Source organism: uncultured Bacteroides sp. (assembly GCF_905207245.1).
In the GTDB taxonomy this organism is placed as follows: Bacteria; Bacteroidota; Bacteroidia; order Bacteroidales; family Bacteroidaceae; genus Bacteroides.
The window spans coordinates 1-18,900 of sequence record NZ_CAJLKP010000099.1 but is presented as its reverse complement, the minus strand read 5'-3'; the positions used below and the strand labels follow the sequence as shown (position 1 = coordinate 18,900).

At 45.6% G+C, this 18,900-nt stretch carries 15 protein-coding genes and 1 tRNA gene; 6 read left to right on the top strand and 10 right to left on the bottom strand.

All coding sequences use genetic code 11. The annotated features are described in order from the left end of the window. Positions 1 to 52: 52 nt before the first annotated feature. Together QZ135_RS21695 and QZ135_RS21690 are read right to left on the bottom strand one after the other, a co-directional pair. Positions 53 to 1,510 carry an aminoacyl-histidine dipeptidase gene (locus QZ135_RS21695; protein WP_294614459.1) on the bottom strand — a complete coding sequence of 486 codons (1,458 nt, stop codon included), beginning with the start codon at positions 1,508 to 1,510 and terminating at the stop codon, positions 53 to 55. A gap of 309 nt (positions 1,511 to 1,819) precedes the next feature. After that, on the bottom strand, positions 1,820 to 2,803 hold the full coding sequence (locus QZ135_RS21690) for a lysylphosphatidylglycerol synthase transmembrane domain-containing protein (protein ID WP_294614456.1): 984 nt from the start codon (positions 2,801 to 2,803) through the stop codon (positions 1,820 to 1,822). A gap of 172 nt (positions 2,804 to 2,975) precedes the next feature. Here QZ135_RS21690 and rsmA point away from each other — a divergent pair, with 172 nt between their 5' ends. The 3 genes from rsmA to QZ135_RS21675 all read left to right on the top strand — a co-directional run bounded on the left by rsmA (position 2,976) and on the right by QZ135_RS21675 (position 7,231). Next, complete coding sequence (gene rsmA / locus QZ135_RS21685; RefSeq protein ID WP_294614453.1) at positions 2,976 to 3,767, top strand: 16S rRNA (adenine(1518)-N(6)/adenine(1519)-N(6))-dimethyltransferase RsmA; 792 nt, start codon at positions 2,976 to 2,978, stop codon at positions 3,765 to 3,767. A gap of 123 nt (positions 3,768 to 3,890) precedes the next feature. Then, the gene (gene mgtE / locus QZ135_RS21680; protein WP_294614450.1) at positions 3,891 to 5,231 is read left to right on the top strand and encodes a magnesium transporter; all 1,341 of its coding nucleotides are present in this window, start codon (positions 3,891 to 3,893) and stop codon (positions 5,229 to 5,231) included. A gap of 116 nt (positions 5,232 to 5,347) precedes the next feature. Then, entirely contained in the window at positions 5,348 to 7,231 is a 1,884-nt protein-coding gene (locus QZ135_RS21675) for a DUF349 domain-containing protein (protein WP_294614447.1), read from the top strand. 74 nt (positions 7,232 to 7,305) lie between these two features. Here QZ135_RS21675 and QZ135_RS21670 read toward each other — a convergent pair whose 3' ends face one another. Together QZ135_RS21670 and QZ135_RS21665 are read right to left on the bottom strand one after the other, a co-directional pair. Beyond that, positions 7,306 to 8,484, bottom strand: coding sequence for a phosphoribosylaminoimidazolecarboxamide formyltransferase (locus QZ135_RS21670; protein ID WP_294614444.1), 1,179 nt, complete (start codon positions 8,482 to 8,484; stop codon positions 7,306 to 7,308). Positions 8,485 to 8,775: 291 nt separating this feature from the next. Further along, positions 8,776 to 8,846, bottom strand: a tRNA-Gln gene (locus QZ135_RS21665). A gap of 218 nt (positions 8,847 to 9,064) precedes the next feature. Here QZ135_RS21665 and rsfS point away from each other — a divergent pair. The 3 genes from rsfS to QZ135_RS21650 are packed head-to-tail and all read left to right on the top strand — an operon-like array spanning position 9,065 to position 12,390. Then, complete coding sequence (gene rsfS / locus QZ135_RS21660; RefSeq protein ID WP_009131765.1) at positions 9,065 to 9,424, top strand: ribosome silencing factor; 360 nt, start codon at positions 9,065 to 9,067, stop codon at positions 9,422 to 9,424. 8 nt (positions 9,425 to 9,432) lie between these two features. After that, positions 9,433 to 11,529: an ATP-dependent zinc metalloprotease FtsH gene (gene ftsH / locus QZ135_RS21655; protein WP_294614440.1), complete on the top strand. Its 2,097-nt coding sequence runs from the start codon at positions 9,433 to 9,435 to the stop codon at positions 11,527 to 11,529. A 21-nt stretch (positions 11,530 to 11,550) separates the two neighbouring features. Continuing rightward, positions 11,551 to 12,390, top strand: coding sequence for a phosphatidate cytidylyltransferase (locus QZ135_RS21650; protein ID WP_294614437.1), 840 nt, complete (start codon positions 11,551 to 11,553; stop codon positions 12,388 to 12,390). Between the two features lie 55 nt (positions 12,391 to 12,445). On the opposite strand, the gene QZ135_RS21645 is transcribed toward QZ135_RS21650, so the two are convergent. The 6 genes from QZ135_RS21645 to QZ135_RS21620 all read right to left on the bottom strand — a co-directional run bounded on the left by QZ135_RS21645 (position 12,446) and on the right by QZ135_RS21620 (position 18,528). Further along, positions 12,446 to 13,204, bottom strand: a complete 759-nt coding sequence (locus tag QZ135_RS21645; RefSeq protein ID WP_294614434.1) for a NigD-like protein — start codon at positions 13,202 to 13,204, stop codon at positions 12,446 to 12,448. A gap of 184 nt (positions 13,205 to 13,388) precedes the next feature. Beyond that, entirely contained in the window at positions 13,389 to 14,525 is a 1,137-nt protein-coding gene (gene lpxB / locus QZ135_RS21640) for a lipid-A-disaccharide synthase (protein ID WP_294614432.1), read from the bottom strand. Between the two features lie 100 nt (positions 14,526 to 14,625). After that, the gene (gene surE / locus QZ135_RS21635) at positions 14,626 to 15,399 is read right to left on the bottom strand and encodes a 5'/3'-nucleotidase SurE (protein WP_294614429.1); all 774 of its coding nucleotides are present in this window, start codon (positions 15,397 to 15,399) and stop codon (positions 14,626 to 14,628) included. Between the two features lie 82 nt (positions 15,400 to 15,481). After that, the gene (locus tag QZ135_RS21630) at positions 15,482 to 15,973 is read right to left on the bottom strand and encodes a DUF4625 domain-containing protein (RefSeq protein ID WP_294614426.1); all 492 of its coding nucleotides are present in this window, start codon (positions 15,971 to 15,973) and stop codon (positions 15,482 to 15,484) included. Next, the gene (locus tag QZ135_RS21625) at positions 15,970 to 18,129 is read right to left on the bottom strand and encodes a TonB-dependent receptor (RefSeq protein ID WP_294614423.1); all 2,160 of its coding nucleotides are present in this window, start codon (positions 18,127 to 18,129) and stop codon (positions 15,970 to 15,972) included. Before QZ135_RS21625 ends, QZ135_RS21630 begins: the two co-directional genes overlap by 4 nt. An 84-nt stretch (positions 18,130 to 18,213) precedes the next feature. Next, entirely contained in the window at positions 18,214 to 18,528 is a 315-nt protein-coding gene (locus QZ135_RS21620) for a hypothetical protein (protein ID WP_294614462.1), read from the bottom strand. Positions 18,529 to 18,900: the final 372 nt, after the last annotated feature.

Here is an 18,900-nt window from a genome sequence, read left to right as displayed (position 1 = left end):
GAGAAAGTTTAAACTTTCTCCCCGCCCCTTATTTATTTAAGAAATGCACCTATTACTTTTCCGGTGTCTGTTCCAGCGTAGCAACCAAGAAGTCATAAAACTTAGGAACCGTAGGAATCAAAGCGCGTTCATCCGGTGAGTGCGGAGAGCGTAACGTAGGTCCGAAGGAAATCATATCCAGCCCCGGACAATTAGCGCCAATAATACCACATTCCAAACCTGCATGAATCACTTTCACTGCCGGTTCTACTCCAAATTGTTGCTTATAAGACAACTTCATAGCGTGCAAAATAGGAGAATCCACATTGGGTTGCCAACCGGAATAACCTCCGCTCAGTTCCACCTTCATGCCTGCCATAGCAAAACAAGCCGTCAGACTGTCCGCCAGGAACTCTTTCATCGTATCGCAAGAGCTGCGAGCCAGAATACGCACTTCCGCCTTGCCTCCACCTATTATAACAATAGCCAGATTAGAAGATGTTTCCACCGTATCGGGCACAGTTGGAATCATACGCATCACACCATCCTGACAAGCCATCAGCGCACTAATCATATTATCCTGAATTTCTACAGGTACAATATGTGCCGACAGGTCAACCGCTTCTATCGTCAGTGTAATGCCACTTTCAATAGGAGCATATTCCGCATTAATCTGCGCTTCATATTCCTTGATATAATCTTCCAGTCCTTCCGTATCCTCAGGATTGAACACCAATACGGCATGCGCTTCACGAGGAATAGCATTACGCATATTTCCGCCCTCAAATCCAGCCAACTGAGAATCAAACTCTATCAGAACATCGTGCACCACGCGAGCCAGCAACTTATTGGCGTTTCCACGTCCCTGGTTGATTTCCAAACCGGAATGTCCGCCACGCAAGCCTTTCAGCGTAATCTTACGGGCCACGAAATCAGCCGGAGCTGTCTCTTCCTGATACTCCAGCGTAGCTGTCAGGTCGATGCCACCGGCACAGCCGATATACAGCTCGCCTTCATCTTCCGAGTCAAGATTCAGCAGGATTTCACCTTTCAGCGTGCCGGGCTTCAAGCCGAAAGCACCATACATACCCGTCTCTTCATCCTTCGTAATCAAGGCTTCCAATGGCCCATGCTTCAAGCTGCTATCCTCAAGCACTGCCATAATGGCTGCAACGCCCAGCCCATTATCGGCACCCAGCGTTGTGCCCCGGGCTTTCACCCAGTCACCATCCACATAGGTTTCAATAGGGTCTTTTGTAAAATCGTGAACAGTATCATTGTTCTTCTGTGGCACCATATCCATGTGCGCCTGAAGAATGACGCCTTTGCGGTTTTCCATACCCGGAGTAGCAGCTTTACGAATGATAACATTGCCTACTTCATCGACAAATGATTCTAAACCTAAGCCTTTTCCAAAGTTAACAAGAAACTCGGTTATCTTCTCCATGTGTCCGGACGGACGGGGAATTTGAGTCAGCGAATAGAAATGCTTCCACACATTTTGTGGAGCTAATTGCAAGATTGTACTCATAACGTTTAAAAAGTTAGTTTTCGCAAATATACATTTTTATTCTCAAACTATGCAATAAACTATTTTTTTCCTGCGAAAAACTAATATCACGATGCCTACGAACTAATATCGCGGTGCCTACAAACTAATATTTTTCTTGCATAAAATTATTCATACCATAACTGCATTTCTTTCTTACAACAGATATTGTAAGAAAGAAACATAACTATTGAAAGAAACTATCACAACTGTTGTATGAAAAGTTTTATGCAAGAAAAATATTAGTTTGTAGGCACTGCGGGATTAGTTTGCAGGAACAATCGGATTAGTTTATTTCGAGCGGTTCACCAGCGAAAGATGCATCCAACCATAGACGCCCAGCAGAATGACCAGCAACGTCTGTATGCCGTGCACTATCAATGCAAAAACTCCCGCATCGGTGGCATCGACACCGTAGAGCATCATCATAGTGATGACGGCAAAGTGCCAGGAGCCTGCCCCATTGGGCGTAGGGACAATAACCGCAAAGGTTCCGCCCACAAACATCACCAACCCTGCCAGAAAACTGAGATGGACAGTAAAAGAGAAGCAATAGAAAGTTATGTAGAAATGGTAGAAATAACACCCCCATATTAATAAGGTGTAAAGAACGAAAAGGGGAATATTCTTCACACTCTTCAATGACATCACGCCTTCCCACACATTGAGCACCACACCCTTCACTTTTTCAAAGAAAGAAAGCATGCGCAGAAGGAAATAAAGTAATACCAACACACCTATGACACTGAAAAGGACAACGTAAAACCAGGGAGACGTCACCAAGTGCATCAAGGAAGGGATTTTGGTTCCCGTTTCTTCAAAGAAACGAAGGAAAACAGGCATCTGCATCAGAAAAGTGACGCCGGTGATAAGAAGGATGGTAAGCGTATCTATCAAGCGTTCCGTCACCACGGTACCAAGCGATTTGGAAAAAGAGACATCATCGTACTTTGCCAAGACGCCGCAACGGGAAACTTCACCCACACGGGGCAAGACAAGATTAGCCGCATAAGAAACAAAGATGGCATCCACACAGTCGCTTGTCTTGGGATAGGCGCCCAGCGGTGCAAGTGTTTGCTTCCAGCGCCAGCCACGAAACACGTGGCTCATCACACCGAAAAACAACGAAAGCAACATCCAGCCCCAATTCGTGCCATGCACAAGGACTTCCCTGGCACGCGTAAAGTCAAAATCCCGATACACCCAATAAAGGATAAAACCGCCCAAAGCGACCGGCAAAAGGAGCTTCAGTGTCTTTTTTAATAGTTTATTCATGTAGAATTCGTTATTCTTCGTCGAAAAAGATTACCTTTGCGAGTTGCAAAGATAGCGCAAACCGCGAGCAGTACAAAAAGAAGCTTACTTATTTTTTAATGCCGAGGTCAGCCTGTCTTCGCGAAGCAAAGATAGTGCAAAGATTGTTCAAAAGTAACGATTCAGTTGATAAATGAGATTAGTAAAGCCTAAAAAGTTTCTCGGCCAACACTTCCTGAAAGACCTGAAAGTGGCGCAGGACATAGCCGATACGGTAGACGCCTGTCCCGGACTTCCCATATTGGAAGTAGGTCCGGGTATGGGTGTATTGACCCAGTTTCTGGTGAAGAAAGAACGCCCGGTGAAGGTGGTGGAACTGGATTATGAATCTGTAGCCTATCTGCGTGAGGAATATCCGTCGCTGGAAGACAACATCATCGAGGACGATTTCCTGAAGATGAACCTGCAACGTCTGTTCGGCGGCCAGCCGTTTGTGCTGACGGGAAACTATCCTTATAACATATCCAGCCAGATTTTTTTCAAAATGCTGGACAACAAGGATTTGATACCTTGTTGCACCGGCATGATACAGAAAGAAGTGGCCGAACGCATTGCTGCCGGACCGGGTAGTAAGACGTACGGCATTCTGAGCATATTGATACAGGCATGGTATCGCGTGGAATATCTTTTCACCGTACACGAACATGTGTTCAATCCGCCGCCAAAGGTGAAAAGCGCCGTCATCCGCATGACGCGAAACGAAACGAAAGACCTGGGTTGCGATGAAAAGTTATTCAAACAAGTAGTGAAAACCACTTTCAACCAACGACGCAAGACGCTGCGAAACTCAATAAAACCGATACTTGGCAAGGATTGCCCGCTGACGGAAGATGTTTTGTTCAACAAGCGACCGGAGCAACTATCCGTACAGGAGTTTATCGACTTGACCAACCGGGTGGAACAGGCGTTAAAAGAGATGAATTAGCTACGAGCGACAAGCTACGAGCTACAAGTGACAGATTTATGGTTTACAGTTATACTGTTATAAGTTGCGAGTATGCTGCACAGCCCTTGTAGCTCGTAGCTTGTAGCTAAAAACTAATTAATAATGGACGAAGCATACATTGACAACGTCAAAAACCTCATAGAGCAGAAAGACGCCGAGAACGTCAGATCGCTCCTTATAGACCTGCATTCTGCAGACATTGCCGAACTCTGTAACGATTTGAGTCCGGAGGAAGCCCGTTTCGTATATCGTTTGCTGGACAATGAGACCGCAGCAGACGTATTGATGGAGATGGATGAGGACGTCCGTAAGGAATTCCTTGAGATACTCCCATCGGAAACCATCGCCAAGCGCTTTGTGGACTACATGGATACGGATGACGCCGTAGACCTGATGCGCGAGCTGGACGAAGAGAAGCAGGGGGAAATCCTCTCACATATTGAAGACATTGAACAGGCAGGAGATATCGTAGACCTGCTGAAGTACGACGAAGACACCGCCGGCGGTTTGATGGGGACGGAAATGGTAGTAGTAAACGAGAACTGGAGTATGCCGGAGTGCCTGAAAGAGATGCGCCAGCAAGCCGAACAGTTGGATGAAATTTACTACGTCTACGTCATTGACGATGAGAACCGCCTGCAAGGCGTATTCCCGTTGAAAAAGATGATCACCTCCCCTTCCGTATCGAAAGTGAAGCACGTGATGCGGAAAGACCCGATTTCGGTGCATGTGGACACTCCTGTTGAAGACGTGGTGCAGACCATTGAAAAGTATGACCTTGTATCCGTTCCCGTTGTCGACAGCATCGGACGACTGGTGGGACAAATCACCGTAGACGACGTGATGGACGAAGTGCGCGAGCAATCGGAACGCGACTACCAGTTGGCATCCGGTTTGTCACAGGATGTAGAAACGGATGACAACGTGATGCGCCAGACCAGTGCCCGCTTGCCATGGCTGATTATCGGCATGCTGGGCGGTATAGGCAACTCCATGATTTTGGGAAACTTCGACGCAACCTTCGCCACCCATCCCGAAATGGCACTTTATATCCCGCTAATCGGTGGTACGGGCGGAAACGTAGGAACACAGTCCTCGGCAATCATTGTGCAAGGCCTTGCCAACAATTCGCTGGACGCCAAAGATATCTTCAAGCAAATCACCAAAGAATCCGTGGTAGCCCTCATCAATGCCACCATCATTTCTTTAGTAGTATATATCTATAATTTTGTCCGGTTCGGCGCCACCGCCACTGTCACCTACTCCGTTTCAATCAGCTTGTTTGCCGTAGTGATGTTCGCATCTATCTTCGGCACGCTGGTTCCTATGACGCTGGAAAAGTTGAAGGTAGACCCTGCCATCGCCACCGGGCCGTTTATAGCGATTACCAATGACATTATAGGCATGATGTTATACATGGGAATCACCGTACTTCTATCCTAAATGAAGAAAAATAAAAAAAAACTGATGAAAAAAGTATGAAGTAATCGTTTTATTTCATTAATTTGTGACCTAATGTAACCCAAACGGGTAAAACCGTTTCTTAAAATGTATCTACAATGATGGACACTCATGACACTAATCTCCCCGAAAAGGCGGTAGAATTAGAAGAAGACAAGAAAGCAGCAGAGGTTTCCGAACCCGCTCTGACGGAAACTCCGGCTGAAGAAGCTACGCAGGAAGAGAAACCGGTGGAAGCTACACAGGAAGAAAAGCCAGTAGAAACCACACAAAAACTAAGCAAGGAAGAAATCCTCGCCAAGTTGAAAGAAATCTCAGCAAAGGTGGAAAATGCCGGTAAACAAGAGATAGACGGCCTGAAACAGGCTTTCTATAAACTGCATAATGCCGAACAGGAAGCGGCTAAGAAGCTTTTCATCGAAAACGGGGGAGCAGCCGAGAATTTCGTTCCAATAGCAGACGCTGTGGAAGAAGAATTCAAGAATGTCATGTCCGTCATAAAAGAAAAAAGAGGCGCACTGTCAGCCGAACAGGAACAACAGAAAGAGCTGAACCTGCAAATCAAACTTTCCATAATTGAGGAACTGAAAGAATTGGTAGAGTCGCCCGACGATGCCAATAAATCCTATACCGAATTCAAGAAACTACAGCAACAATGGAACGAGGTAAAACTCATTCCGCAGGCTAAAGTCAACGAGCTTTGGAAGAGCTATCAACTCTATGTGGAGAAGTTCTACGACCTGCTGAAGCTGAACAATGAATTCCGTGAATATGACTTTAAGAAAAACCTGGAGATAAAGACGCACCTATGCGAAGCTGCCGAGAAACTGGCAGACGAACAGGATGTAGTGTCAGCTTTCCACCAACTACAGAAGCTTCACCAGGAATTTCGCGATACGGGTCCTGTTGCCAAAGAATTGCGTGACGAGGTATGGAATCGCTTCAAAGCAGCCTCCACCGCCGTCAACCGTCGCCATCAGCAACATTTCGAATCACTGAAAGAAGTAGAGCAGCATAACCTCGACCAGAAAACAGTGATTTGCGAAATCATCGAAGCCATAGACTACAGCGAGTTGACTAACTTTGCGGGCTGGGACAACAAAACACAGGAAATCATCGCCCTGCAAAACAAGTGGAAGACCATCGGCTTTGCCCCGCAGAAGATGAACGTGAAGATATTCGAACGTTTCCGCAAGGCATGTGACGAGTTCTTCCGCAAAAAAGGCGAATTCTTCAAGTCTCTGAAAGAGGGGATGAACGTCAATCTGGACAAGAAACGCGCCCTGTGTGAAAAGGCTGAAGCCCTGAAAGACAGTACCGACTGGAAAGCAACCGCCGACGAACTCACCAAACTGCAAAAAGAATGGAAGACCATTGGTCCGGTGGCTAAAAAATATTCCGATGCGATATGGAAACGTTTCATCTCGGCTTGCGACTATTTCTTTGAGCAGAAAGGTAAAGCTACGTCTTCTCAACGCTCAGTTGAAGTTGAAAACCTGAGCAAGAAGAAAGAAATCATCGAAAAGCTTGCTGCCATCGATGAAAATATGGATACGGATGAAGCTACCCAAATGGTACGCGAACTGATGAAAGAGTGGAACAACATCGGTCATGTGCCCTTCAAAGAAAAAGACCGCTTATACAAGCAATATCACGGACAGGTGGATAAATTGTTCGCTCATTTCAACATCAGCGCAGCTAGCAAGAAGTTGAATAACTTCAAATCGAATATCAACAGCATTCAGGAAGGTAGTCCGCAGGCTCTTTATCGTGAACGCGAGAAGTTGGTTCGTGCGGCAGACGCCATGAAGAACGAATTGCAGACATATGAAAACAACCTCGGCTTCCTGACCACTTCCTCAAAGAAAGGCAACAGCCTGTTGACAGAGTTGAATCGTAAAGTAGAAAAGCTGAAAGCTGACATTGAGCTGGTAAAAGAAAAAATTAAGGTTATCGACGAATCCATCCGTAGCGCCGAATAATTTTTAAGCTTACATACAAGTATAAAGAAGGCTGTCTCAGACATTTGAGACAGCCTTTTCACTTCATTCCTATATTAATGGTGGAACAGGCGAATACCTGTAAATGCCATGGCAATGCCATATTTATCACAAGTTTCAATTACATTGTCATCGCGTACAGAACCACCTGCCTGTGCAATGTAATCTACACCTGTTTTATGTGCCCGCTCTATATTATCTCCAAACGGGAAGAAAGCATCCGAGCCCAAAGACACACCTTTCAGCGTATCCAACCATGCACGCTTTTCTTCGCGGGTCAGCACTTCCGGCTTTTCTGCAAAGAACTGCTGCCAAACGCCATCTGCCAAAACATCTTCATGGTCGTCACTGATGTAAATATCAATCGTATTATCACGGTCGGCACGACGGATTTTCTCTATCCAAGGCAAGTTCAGCACCTTTGGATGCTGGCGAAGATACCAGATGTCGGCCTTATTTCCAGCCAAACGGGTACAGTGGATACGGCTCTGTTGCCCTGCTCCTATACCGATGGCCTGTCCGTCCTTCACATAGCAAACGGAGTTTGACTGTGTATATTTCAAAGTAATCAGCGCTATCATTAAATCGCGCTTTGCAGTATCCGGGAAGTTCTTGTTCCGGGTAGGAATAGTAGCAAACAGTTCGTCGTTATTTAATTTAATCTCATTGCGTCCCTGTTCAAAAGTAATTCCGAATACATCTTTGCGTTCAATCGGAGCGGGTTTATAGTCCGAATTCATTTTAATCACGTTATAAGTACCCTTACGCTTGTTTTTCAGAATTTCGAGCGCTTCATCAGTATATCCCGGAGCAATGACACCATCCGATACTTCACGATTGATGAAACGGGCAGTGGCTTCGTCACACACATCACTCAAAGCGATGAAGTCTCCATAAGATGACATACGGTCGGCACCACGAGCACGTACATAGGCATTTGCCAACGGAGAAAGTGGGAGATCGTCAGCAAAATAAATCTTTTTCATTACCTCATCCAGCTCCAGACCGATAGCTGCGCCTGCCGGACTGACATGTTTAAATGAAGCTGCTGCCGGCATACCGGTAGCCTCTTTCAGTTCTTTCACTAACTGCCATCCGTTCAATGCATCCATAAAGTTAATGTAGCCCGGACGTCCGTTCAGGACTTCAATAGGCAGTTCCCCCTCCTGCATAAAAATGCGGGCCGGCTTCTGATTAGGGTTACAGCCGTACTTGAGTTCTAACTCTTTTACCATAGTTTTAATTATTTTGAATAGAATTGCTACTAAAATCTCCTTTGTGGGCAAAGGAGTGTAAGAATACAATACGCTTTTGCTTTTAATCGTCGAAGAGTGACATCACTCACTGTAATGCCATCACTGCATACAGCACAAATTTTCCCTTCAAAACCGCAAATCAGCAAAAGTAACACCAACCAAAAACGGATAAATCCCTTCATAGGCTTTACATTGTATCAGATATTAAACTATTTGGGGGTAAAAATACAAAAAGCTGCGAACTTATTATATTCGCAGCTTTTCTTATTGTTGGGCTACCTGGATTCGAACCAGGAATGACAGGACCAGAATCTGTAGTGTTACCATTACACCATAGCCCAATAACAGGTCATTTCGGTTTTGCGGTTGCAAAGATACAAAGAATTTGATAATTCAAAACAAAATCCCGGATTTTTTTCTATAAATTCTGCTAAGATGCCGTATGCCAAAGAAATATATACCTAAAAAAAATCAAAAATTGAAAGACTTTTCCCCTTTTAGGTGTTTGATACAAGAATTCAGCGTATATTTGTCAACTGTTTAATTTTAATAATAAGTAATGAACGAAACAAAGAAACTCATTCAACAAATAACCGAAGGTATACAAGATAAAAAAGGAAAAAATATTGTAATAGCAGATCTTTCTAAAATTGGCGATACTATCTGCAATTATCTCGTCATTTGTCAGGGAAACTCACCCAGCCAAGTGACTGCCATTGTAGAGTCTGTGAAGGAATTCACCCGTAAAGGTGCCGGTAGCAAACCATTTGCTATAGACGGACTACGCAATGCCGAATGGGTAGCAATGGACTATTCCGATATACTGGTTCACGTATTTCTACCCGAAACGAGAGATTTCTACAACCTGGAGCATCTCTGGGCTGACGCCAAACTAACCAAAATACCTGATATTGATTAATAAGCCCTATGGACAATAATAACAATAACGCTAACAAAAAGCCCAACAAAGTTAATATACCCAAGTTCAACCTGAACTGGTTGTATATGATCATAGCCATGATGCTTTTGGGACTGTGGTTCACTAATGAGAACAGTACAGGTACCAAAACTGTGTCCTATGATGAATTTCAGCAATATGTGCGCGACGGCTATATGAGTAAAATCATCGGTTACGATGACAACTCGGTAGAAGCATACATCAAGCCGCAACATGTAAAAAACGTATTCCAGGCAGACTCCAGCCGGGTGGGTAAGAATCCCATGATTGCGACTGAAGCCCCTTCACGCGAAAGCCTGGGAGACTTCCTCCAAAAAGAAAGGGATGAGCAGCACTTCGACGGCTCCATCAGCTACGAGAAGAAACGAAATTACTTCGGTGCTATCTTGTGGCAGATTCTGCCTATCGCTTTCCTCATCGGTTTCTGGATTTTCATGTCACGCCGTTTGAGCGGTGGTGGCGGTGCAGGCGGTGGCGGCATATTTAATGTCGGCAAATCGCGTGCCCAATTGTTTGAGAAGGGAACTCCCGTGAAAGTTACATTCAAGGATGTCGCGGGACTTGCCGAAGCCAAACAAGAAGTAGAAGAAATTGTGGAGTTCCTGAAAGAACCACAAAAATATACCGACTTGGGTGGTAAGATACCTAAAGGCGCATTGCTGGTAGGGCCTCCGGGAACCGGTAAGACCTTGCTTGCTAAAGCTGTGGCAGGTGAAGCAAACGTACCATTCTTCTCGCTGGCAGGTTCCGACTTTGTGGAAATGTTTGTCGGTGTAGGCGCATCACGTGTACGCGACCTGTTCCGTCAAGCAAAAGAGAAAGCACCATGTATCGTATTTATCGACGAAATTGACGCTGTAGGTCGTGCACGTGCCAAAGCTGCCGCAATGGGTGGCAACGACGAACGTGAAAACACATTGAACCAGTTATTAACTGAAATGGATGGTTTCGGTTCTAACAGCGGTGTAATCATCCTGGCTGCTACCAACCGCGTAGATGTACTGGACAAGGCCTTGCTACGTGCCGGACGTTTTGACCGCCAGATACATGTAGACTTGCCCGACCTTAACGAACGTAAAGAAGTATTCGGTGTACACCTGCGCCCCATTAAGATAGATAATACAGTGGATGTAGACTTGCTGTCACGTCAGACTCCGGGTTTTTCAGGTGCCGACATAGCCAATGTCTGCAACGAGGCTGCACTGATTGCAGCACGCCATGGCAAAAAGTTTGTAGGTAAGCAAGATTTCCTCGATGCGGTAGACCGTATCGTAGGTGGTTTAGAAAAGAAAACAAAGATTACCACCGAAGCAGAACGCCGCTCCATCGCTATCCATGAAGCCGGACACGCCTCCATTTCTTGGTTGCTGGAATATGCCAACCCGCTGATTAAGGTAACTATCGTTCCGCGCGGACGTGCACTGGGTGCTGCGTGGTATCTGCCCGAAGAACGCCAGATTACCACCAAAGAGCAGATGCTTGATGAGATGTGCGCCACATTGGGTGGACGTGCCGCCGAAGACTTGTTTCTGGGACGTATCTCAACCGGTGCCATGAACGACCTGGAACGCGTAACGAAACAGGCTTACGGCATGATTGCTTATCTGGGTATGAGTGAAAAGTTACCTAACCTCTGCTATTACAACAACGAAGAGTACTCCTTCAATCGTCCGTACAGCGAAAAGACTGCTGAGCTGATCGATGAAGAAGTGAAAAGCATGGTGAATGAGCAGTACGAACGTGCCAAACAAATTTTGTCCGAACATAAAGATGGACATAACCAGTTGGCACAACTGTTGATAGACAAAGAAGTTATCTTCGCTGAGGATGTGGAAGAGATTTTCGGTAAACGTCCCTGGGCTTCCCGTTCAGAAGAAATCAGTGCCAACAAGATATCAGAAGACTTGAAAAAAGCCGAAGAAGAAGCCGCCAAAGGAGCTGTAGAAAGCGAAAAAGAGGTAAAAGCCGAAGAAGAAAACAATGTTGAAAGCGGAAAAGAAATCGGCAATACAAAGGTTTCGGCAGAAGGCACTAAAGTTTCTGTAGAACGACCAACAAAAGAATAAAGAATTAAAAACGGAATAACCGTGAAAAGCAATTTCTTACAACGCGCCATTACAGGTGTGTTATTCGTAGTAGTATTGGTGGGCTGTATCCTATACAGCCCCCTTTCATTCGGTATCCTGTTCACCATTATCGGTGCACTGAGCGTACATGAGTTTTCCCACCTGGTCAACCACAGTGGTGAAGTACAGGTCAATAAAACGATTACAGCCCTGGGGGGAGCCTATCTCTTTTTAGCCGTGATGGGTTTCTGCCAGTCAACTATTGGAGCACAGGTATTCCTGCCCTATCTGGCATTATTGCTTTACCTGATGATTACAGAATTATATCTGAAAAAGAAGAATCCTATCGGTAACTGGGCTTACTCTATGCTGAGCCAGATGTACGTGGCATTACCATTTGCATTGCTCAACGTACTTGCTTTCCAATACAATCCGGTAGAAAGCAGCGTGACCTACAACCCTATCCTGCCGCTTTCCATTTTCGTTTTCATATGGTTGAGTGACACAGGCGCATACTGCGTGGGGTCACTGATAGGCAAACATCGCTTATTTGAACGCATATCTCCCAAGAAATCATGGGAAGGAAGCATTGGAGGTGGTGTATTTTCTATCGCTTCTTCTTTTGTGTTCGCACATTACTTCCCGTTCATATCCGTTCTGCAATGGGCAGGCCTTGCACTGGTTGTTGTCATCTTCGGTACGTGGGGAGATTTGACGGAGTCATTGATGAAACGCCAGTTAGGTATCAAAGATTCAGGGCACATCCTTCCCGGACATGGTGGAATGCTCGACCGTTTTGACAGTGCCTTGCTGGCAATTCCCGCTGCAGTGGTCTACCTTTATGTATTGACACTGCTGTAAAAAACAAAAGCCGGGGGAATTCACATTCACCCGGCCTCAAACAAAACACTTTACTCTACTTCAATTGCATCTTCGAAAAATCTAAGTTAGAAGCTTTATCGCTATTATCAGGTTGTTTATCAAAAGTTATTTCGACTTCTTTATTCACTTCCGAATTCAGTTTCAACTTGATACCTTTCGTTTCAGAAGTAATATCCAAATCTTTCAGATTGAACGACACCAATCCGGCTGCACGAATCCCGCTCAAGTCATCGTAATCATTGTAGCGTAGCTCCAAATGAATATATCCATCATCACTGGCTTCATCATCCAAAGGCACTTCAACATTTTCGGCACGCTGCACCAAGCTGATACGATGTTTCGTCTCCGAATTCTTCGGCAAGTTCTGCATAAAGATGATATTCATATAACCTCCGCTGATAGTGATGTCACCCTTATAAATAAAGACCGGGTCATTGCCATACTCTTCTTCATTTTCAGCAGTCAGCGGCTCTACACCTTTTGTCAGAGCATGCCAAATACGCTCAATCTTCACTGCATGGTCATACTCTCCATAATTATCATAAATAGGGTTGAAGATAGTTACCATACGTTGTCCATCCACAGGCTGATACCAACCCATATTGGTATTGATAGGCCAAAGCGTTCCCCAGGTATCACTATTCAGATAGAAAGCATTCCCCGTTACACGCACTGTAGCCCAGTTCGGATAAGATAAATCACCGATTGAATATCCATCGGAATCATCGCACGACTGTAAAGCAGGCAATACAGCCAAACACATCATCAAAACTAACCAATGTAATTTTTTCATAATCAAAGTCCTTTTGTTTGTTTCTTACTCATTATCGGTCTCACATCATTTTTATGTTCTGTCTATAAAATACAAAAGCCGGGCTTATACTGCACCGGCTTCATACCTTTTAACTCTTTTATCATCCTTTTGGAACTAAAAGACTTTCATTATGTAAGTTCTATCATCGTTTTATGTAGTCCATTCATTTCCGCAGTAAGCGCACCATCTCCTGCGCCGCATGCCTCGGAGCACCTGCATCGCCCAGACGCGATGCCATATATTCGTATCCGTCAAGCATCTGCTGCCGATATTCTTTATTATATAAGATACGTTCCAGTTCGGCACGAACCTGCTCAACAGTCATCGTATCGGCAACCAATTCCTTGACTACTTCACGATTGGCTATAAGGTTCACCAGAGAGATATACTTCACAGTCAATATGTGCCGCCGTAAGAAAGAAATCACTTTTCCTATGGGCGTATGATAGCAAACAGCCTGCGGTACACGAAACAGGGCGGCCTCTAATGTAGCGGTCCCTGAAGTTACCAATGCAGCCTCAGCCTGTTGCAACAGATGATAAGTTTTCCCAAAAAGGATTTTCACTTTCGCATCGCCCATATATTCCCGGTAATAATCGGGAGAAATACCGGGAGCACCTGCCAGCACCAGTTGATATTCCGGAAAAGCGGACGCTGCACGAAGCATATCAGGAAGATTATCTTTAATTTCCTGCTTACGGCTTCCCGCCAGCAAAGCAATAATCGGTTTAGACTCCAGCTTATTCTCAAAGATAAAATCATCACGCGTTTCGAAATGCTTTGCACAGAAAGCAGCCACCTCATCCACCGTAGGATTGCCTACATAATGTATCGGATAATGATGCTTACCCTCAAAAAACTCTACCTCAAAGGGCAGAATGGAGAATAATTCATCAACATCCCGTTTGATATTCTTGATGCGGTATTCTTTCCAGGCCCATATCTTCGGAGAGATATAATAATAAACGGGAATTTGCGTCCTGGCATGCAAGTACTTGGCTATATTCAGGTTGAAACCCGGATAATCCACCAGTATCACTACATCCGGTTGCCATGCCACAATATCTTCCTTGCAACGCTTCATATTGGCAAAGATGGTGCGCAGGTGCAGCAGCACCGGAATAAAGCCCATATAGGCCAATTCCTTATAATGCTTCACCATCGTACCTCCTACTGCCGCCATCAAATCGCCCCCAAAGAAGCGGAACTCCGCCTGCGGGTCCTCGACCTTCAAAGCAGCCATCAGGTGAGATGCATGCAAGTCACCGGAAGCTTCACCGACAATCAAGTAATACTTCATAAAATTGAGAATTTTATGAAATTAAAAATTGAAAATTAAAAATTAAAAAGAGCTGCGCTATTACTCTACACAGCAATTTTTAATTTTCATTTTTTAATTTTTAATTTCCTCCAAACCAGGTTTTCAGCTCGTCAATAAGTTCGTAAGCCGTAACATCAACTGTAGTTGGGGTGATGGCTACATATCCGTTGTCAAGCGCCCAATGGTCATTCTTTTCATTATCCGGATCTGTATTCTGGAACTCGCCGGTCAGCCAATAGTAATGGGTATCACCGCGATGTGCAAAGTTTTCCCATTCATTCGTCCACTGTCCTTTAGACTGCTCGCAGATTTTCACACCTTTCAGCTCTTTCGTATCGGGGAAGTTCACATTGAGGCAAGTCAATGGTGGCAATCCTTTTTCCAAAACCTGACGGGCTATTTCGCGGATATAAGGACCGGAGGGTTCAAAGTCCGCATTCGGTTCGTGACTGCAAAGAGAGAAACCAATGGAAGGTACACCTTTGAGGCAACCCTCGATTACTACTCCCATCGTGCCGGAATAATGTACATTCACAGCGGAGTTATCTCCGTGATTGATACCACCGACTACCAAATCGGGTTTACGGTCGAGCACCGTATGGAAGGCAAGCTTAATACAATCAACCGGACTACCGGAACATTTATAAACAGTCAGCCCCACATCTTTGCGCACCAGTTGATAATGAATCGGTTCGGTCACAGTCAGCGCACTTGCGTTACCCGAACGAGGCGCATCCGGCGCCATTACCACAATTTCCCCCAACGGACGGAGGAACTTTATCAACTCACTAATACCTTTCGCAATGATGCCGTCATCATTGGAAATTAATATCAAAGGTCTCTGATTTTCCATGTTCATCTTTATTTTCAGTGCAAAAGTAGGCAAAAAGGAAGATATTACGTACTGTTATGGCATACAAAAATTCACTTAGCCTTTATTCTTCATGATGTCCGTCGTCACCGCCCGCCGCACCCAACACAATGTTGCGTGCCACATAGGCTTCGTTTCCGGCGGCATCCGTGCAATACACCATCAGATGATAGTCTCCCGGAGTGGCATTAGCCGGTATCAGAATATCGTGGTGATGGATATGTGCTGTCTTCTGCTCCGACACATCATATGCCCGATTGAAGGCAAAGTCTACGGTAGTCCCAGCCGCTCTGGTATCATGCGAATGATGGTCGAAGTTGCTATGAATCTCTATCTTATAAGATTTCAGCATCACATCGTCCGACAAGTCCATCTCAAAATGCACACCATGTTCACTGCCTATCGTCAGGGTCTGCCCCTCGGTTGGCGATTTCAGGTCTATCACAGGCTTAGTCGTATCATTCAGCGGATTATCACTGTCACTGCAAGCAGTAAACACAGAAGCTGTCATCACTAAAAGGGAAATCATAATCGGGAAATAGAATTTTGTTTTCATTTGAATAGTTTTTTAAATGGTACTTTAATTAATAATTGAAAGTTTCGTCCCGGCTCGGGAATCTCCACTTTCCGGTAAAAACTGAGATGATTGTAATAGCGCGTATTGAACAGATTCCGAACAGTCAGAGTTATCTCCACCTCTGTTCCGGCAACGGGTAAATCAACCGAACCGCCGAGATGAAACAGATTTGCACCCAGCGTGCGGTCTTCATTACGGTCCACCCGGTCCTGTTTGGCTATACTCTGCCACTCGGCATAAAGCATATACCGCTTCTTTTGCCAGGTCAGCGTATTGTGCAATACGGTAGGCGGGGAAAAACTCAAAGGAATGTGTTCGTCACAATTATAAGTATAGACATACTCGCCGGAAACACGATAACTCAGGGCAGGCAGAATGCTTAATTCCGCACTCGCCTCCGCCCCTGCAAACAATGCCTCCGTCTGCGTATAGCGGTAAATCTGTCCCGTATGCGGCAGTACAGACCAGTCCCCCGTGGGGCGCAGGAAGATGTAATTACTGAACCAATTGACAAAAGGAGACACGTACAGCGACAACCGCCCGTACTTCAACTGATAAGAAGCATCCATCTGCCAGCCTTGTTCGGAGAACAGAGAAGCATCTCCCTGTTCGTGCCGGAAGGTGCCATGATGCACACCGTTAGAGGCCAGTTCATTAGCTCCCGGAAGACGGAAACTCCGCCCGACATTCACTTTTAGCTGATGTTGCGCCGAAGGCGTCCAAACAATCCCTAATGACAACGAATAGTCCCCAAAGTTACGGTTCACCCGGCGGCTGTTCCAACGATAGAGATCTACATGTTCTTCGTCATATCCCTGTTCCTGCAAGTAAGTTGCCAGATAAGGGTCGTCATGGGCGAAGACACGCATCCGGCCATAGTCATAGCGCACTCCCCCACTGACAGAAAGCCGGTTATCCGGGCGATACATCGTAAACCAGGACACACCGGTGGTGAAACGTTCATACTCCGGCAACAGAAAAGAATAACCGGAAATCGTATTCCGCTGGAACTGGGAGTCCCCCCCCATCCGATGTTCCCAGGAAGAAGAAGCAATCAGAAGCCCCTTTGCCGAGAAGCTGAAAGTATTCAGATTAAATCCCAGTTCTTTGTCCGGGTCCGTTTCCGGCAAAGGCTGACTGCCGTAATGGGTATGAAACGCACTCCATTCTTCGCGGTGATTGTTCTGGTAGCCAATATCGCCCGACAGGACAAATGTATCCCAGGCATATTGTTGATGCGTGGTCACTTTCAGATGATTCACCTTACTATAAGGAAGTTCTATATTCCGGCTGTCACCGTCATCTTCCAGACGTGCCAAGTCGGGCACACCGTGCGCCCCCGGAAAGAAACCTGTCTTCTGAAACACGTTGGAAACTACGAAATTAGATTTATATCCCTTCTTCCGATATTGGGTAAAGAAATTGATGTTCCGTTCCCATCCTGCCGTGTTCCTCAACCGCCGACCATAGACAGGCATCTTCTGGGTGAGATAAACGATGGTATCCGTCGGAATACGGTAATCCCCGAAACGCTGTTCCGAGTAGCGCAGCTTCGTGTACCAGGCATTCTTTTTAATCCCCAACATCAGCGAAGCCCCGACAGTTCCGTTGACCGACTTTCCCAGAAGCGTCACGTCACCGAACAACATATTATCCACCGGAACCTGCACAGGGGCAATGTCAATCACTCCGCCCATGGCATCACTGCCGTAAAGTAATGAAGCAGGGCCTTTTATCACATTCACAGCATCTACATTGAAGGCGTCCAGTTCCAGCCCATGGTCTGCGCCCCACTGCTGACCTTCCTGTTTGATGCCATTCTCCAACACAGCTACCCGGTTGAAACCCATACCACGAATCATCGGTTTGGAGAATCCCGAACCAATATCCATAGCCTGCACTCCGGGAATATTTTCCATCGCCTGCATGAAGTTACCTGTGAAATGTTTCCGCAGAAAGTCCCGGTCAGCCACTTCAAGTGTGAGTGCAGTCTTCTTTTTCTGAAGTTGCTGATAGGTTTCCGCTACCACCACTTCGGGCAATGCTACACTACGGACTGAATCGGAATGCTGCGCCTGGACGGAAAGAGCCAGGCACAATAGCCCTAACACGCCCGGAATAATTCCTATACGCATTGATTACAATCTTTTTTAGAATAAAACAATGAGGGGGACAAGCTCTCAAAACCTGCCTCCGCATAAAAATCAAGAACTATGTAATCAAGCTGTGGGAGGACCGCGCAAATAATGTGAATAAGACAGTGCATAGACAATCTTATCCTGATAGGCTACTTGCTCAAAAGGGATGAGCGTTAAGATACAATGAAAGTCGACCGACTGCGCTTCCGTGAAAAGAGAAAGAGAGAAGTGACAAATGGCACAATCGTCCGGCGAGTGGCGCGGATGATCGGCATGGGAGCAGGAAGTGGAATGACCTTCCTCATGGTGATGAAAAGCTTTCACCACGAAGAATGGCATGAGCGACAAAATCAGCACCCATGCCACAACGGCTCTCTTCTTCCTACTATTATTCACTTCTTTCACAGATGTTTTTTGAATATGCCGCGAAGATATGTATCGCAAACCAAATACACAAACAACGGCACTTAATATGTGTTACCGTTCGTTGTTTTACCCATATATAGGTATAAGTTTCCGCACCGCTACTTTTATCCCTTATCCCGACGACGGCTAAGAAAAATCACAGTAGACGCTTATTCTTTCCACCGTGGTGGAAAGAATAGACTCTTGCATGCAAAAAGGCTAATCTTCGGAAGGAAAAACGATAGGAGTGCCTAAGAAAAGGATTAGCGATGAGGAGAAGAAATTCTTTTCTATATGGGTTATGAATCAGCTACAGGCTACAAGCTACAAGTGCCTTTCGGAACATAGCGCAGCTACTTGTAG

Bases quoted from the DNA above. Each gene is read 5' to 3' on its own strand.
- QZ135_RS21695 (WP_294614459.1), bottom strand. From the start codon at position 1,510: ATGAGTACAATCTTGCAATTAGCTCCACAAAATGTGTGGAAGCATTTC.
- QZ135_RS21690 (WP_294614456.1), bottom strand. From the start codon at position 2,803: ATGAATAAACTATTAAAAAAGACACTGAAGCTCCTTTTGCCGGTCGCT.
- rsmA (WP_294614453.1), top strand. From the start codon at position 2,976: ATGAGATTAGTAAAGCCTAAAAAGTTTCTCGGCCAACACTTCCTGAAA.
- mgtE (WP_294614450.1), top strand. From the start codon at position 3,891: ATGGACGAAGCATACATTGACAACGTCAAAAACCTCATAGAGCAGAAA.
- QZ135_RS21675 (WP_294614447.1), top strand. From the start codon at position 5,348: ATGATGGACACTCATGACACTAATCTCCCCGAAAAGGCGGTAGAATTA.
- QZ135_RS21670 (WP_294614444.1), bottom strand. From the start codon at position 8,484: ATGGTAAAAGAGTTAGAACTCAAGTACGGCTGTAACCCTAATCAGAAG.
- rsfS (WP_009131765.1), top strand. From the start codon at position 9,065: ATGAACGAAACAAAGAAACTCATTCAACAAATAACCGAAGGTATACAA.
- ftsH (WP_294614440.1), top strand. From the start codon at position 9,433: ATGGACAATAATAACAATAACGCTAACAAAAAGCCCAACAAAGTTAAT.
- QZ135_RS21645 (WP_294614434.1), bottom strand. From the start codon at position 13,204: ATGAAAAAATTACATTGGTTAGTTTTGATGATGTGTTTGGCTGTATTG.
- lpxB (WP_294614432.1), bottom strand. From the start codon at position 14,525: ATGAAGTATTACTTGATTGTCGGTGAAGCTTCCGGTGACTTGCATGCA.
- surE (WP_294614429.1), bottom strand. From the start codon at position 15,399: ATGGAAAATCAGAGACCTTTGATATTAATTTCCAATGATGACGGCATC.
- QZ135_RS21630 (WP_294614426.1), bottom strand. From the start codon at position 15,973: ATGAAAACAAAATTCTATTTCCCGATTATGATTTCCCTTTTAGTGATG.
- QZ135_RS21625 (WP_294614423.1), bottom strand. From the start codon at position 18,129: ATGCGTATAGGAATTATTCCGGGCGTGTTAGGGCTATTGTGCCTGGCT.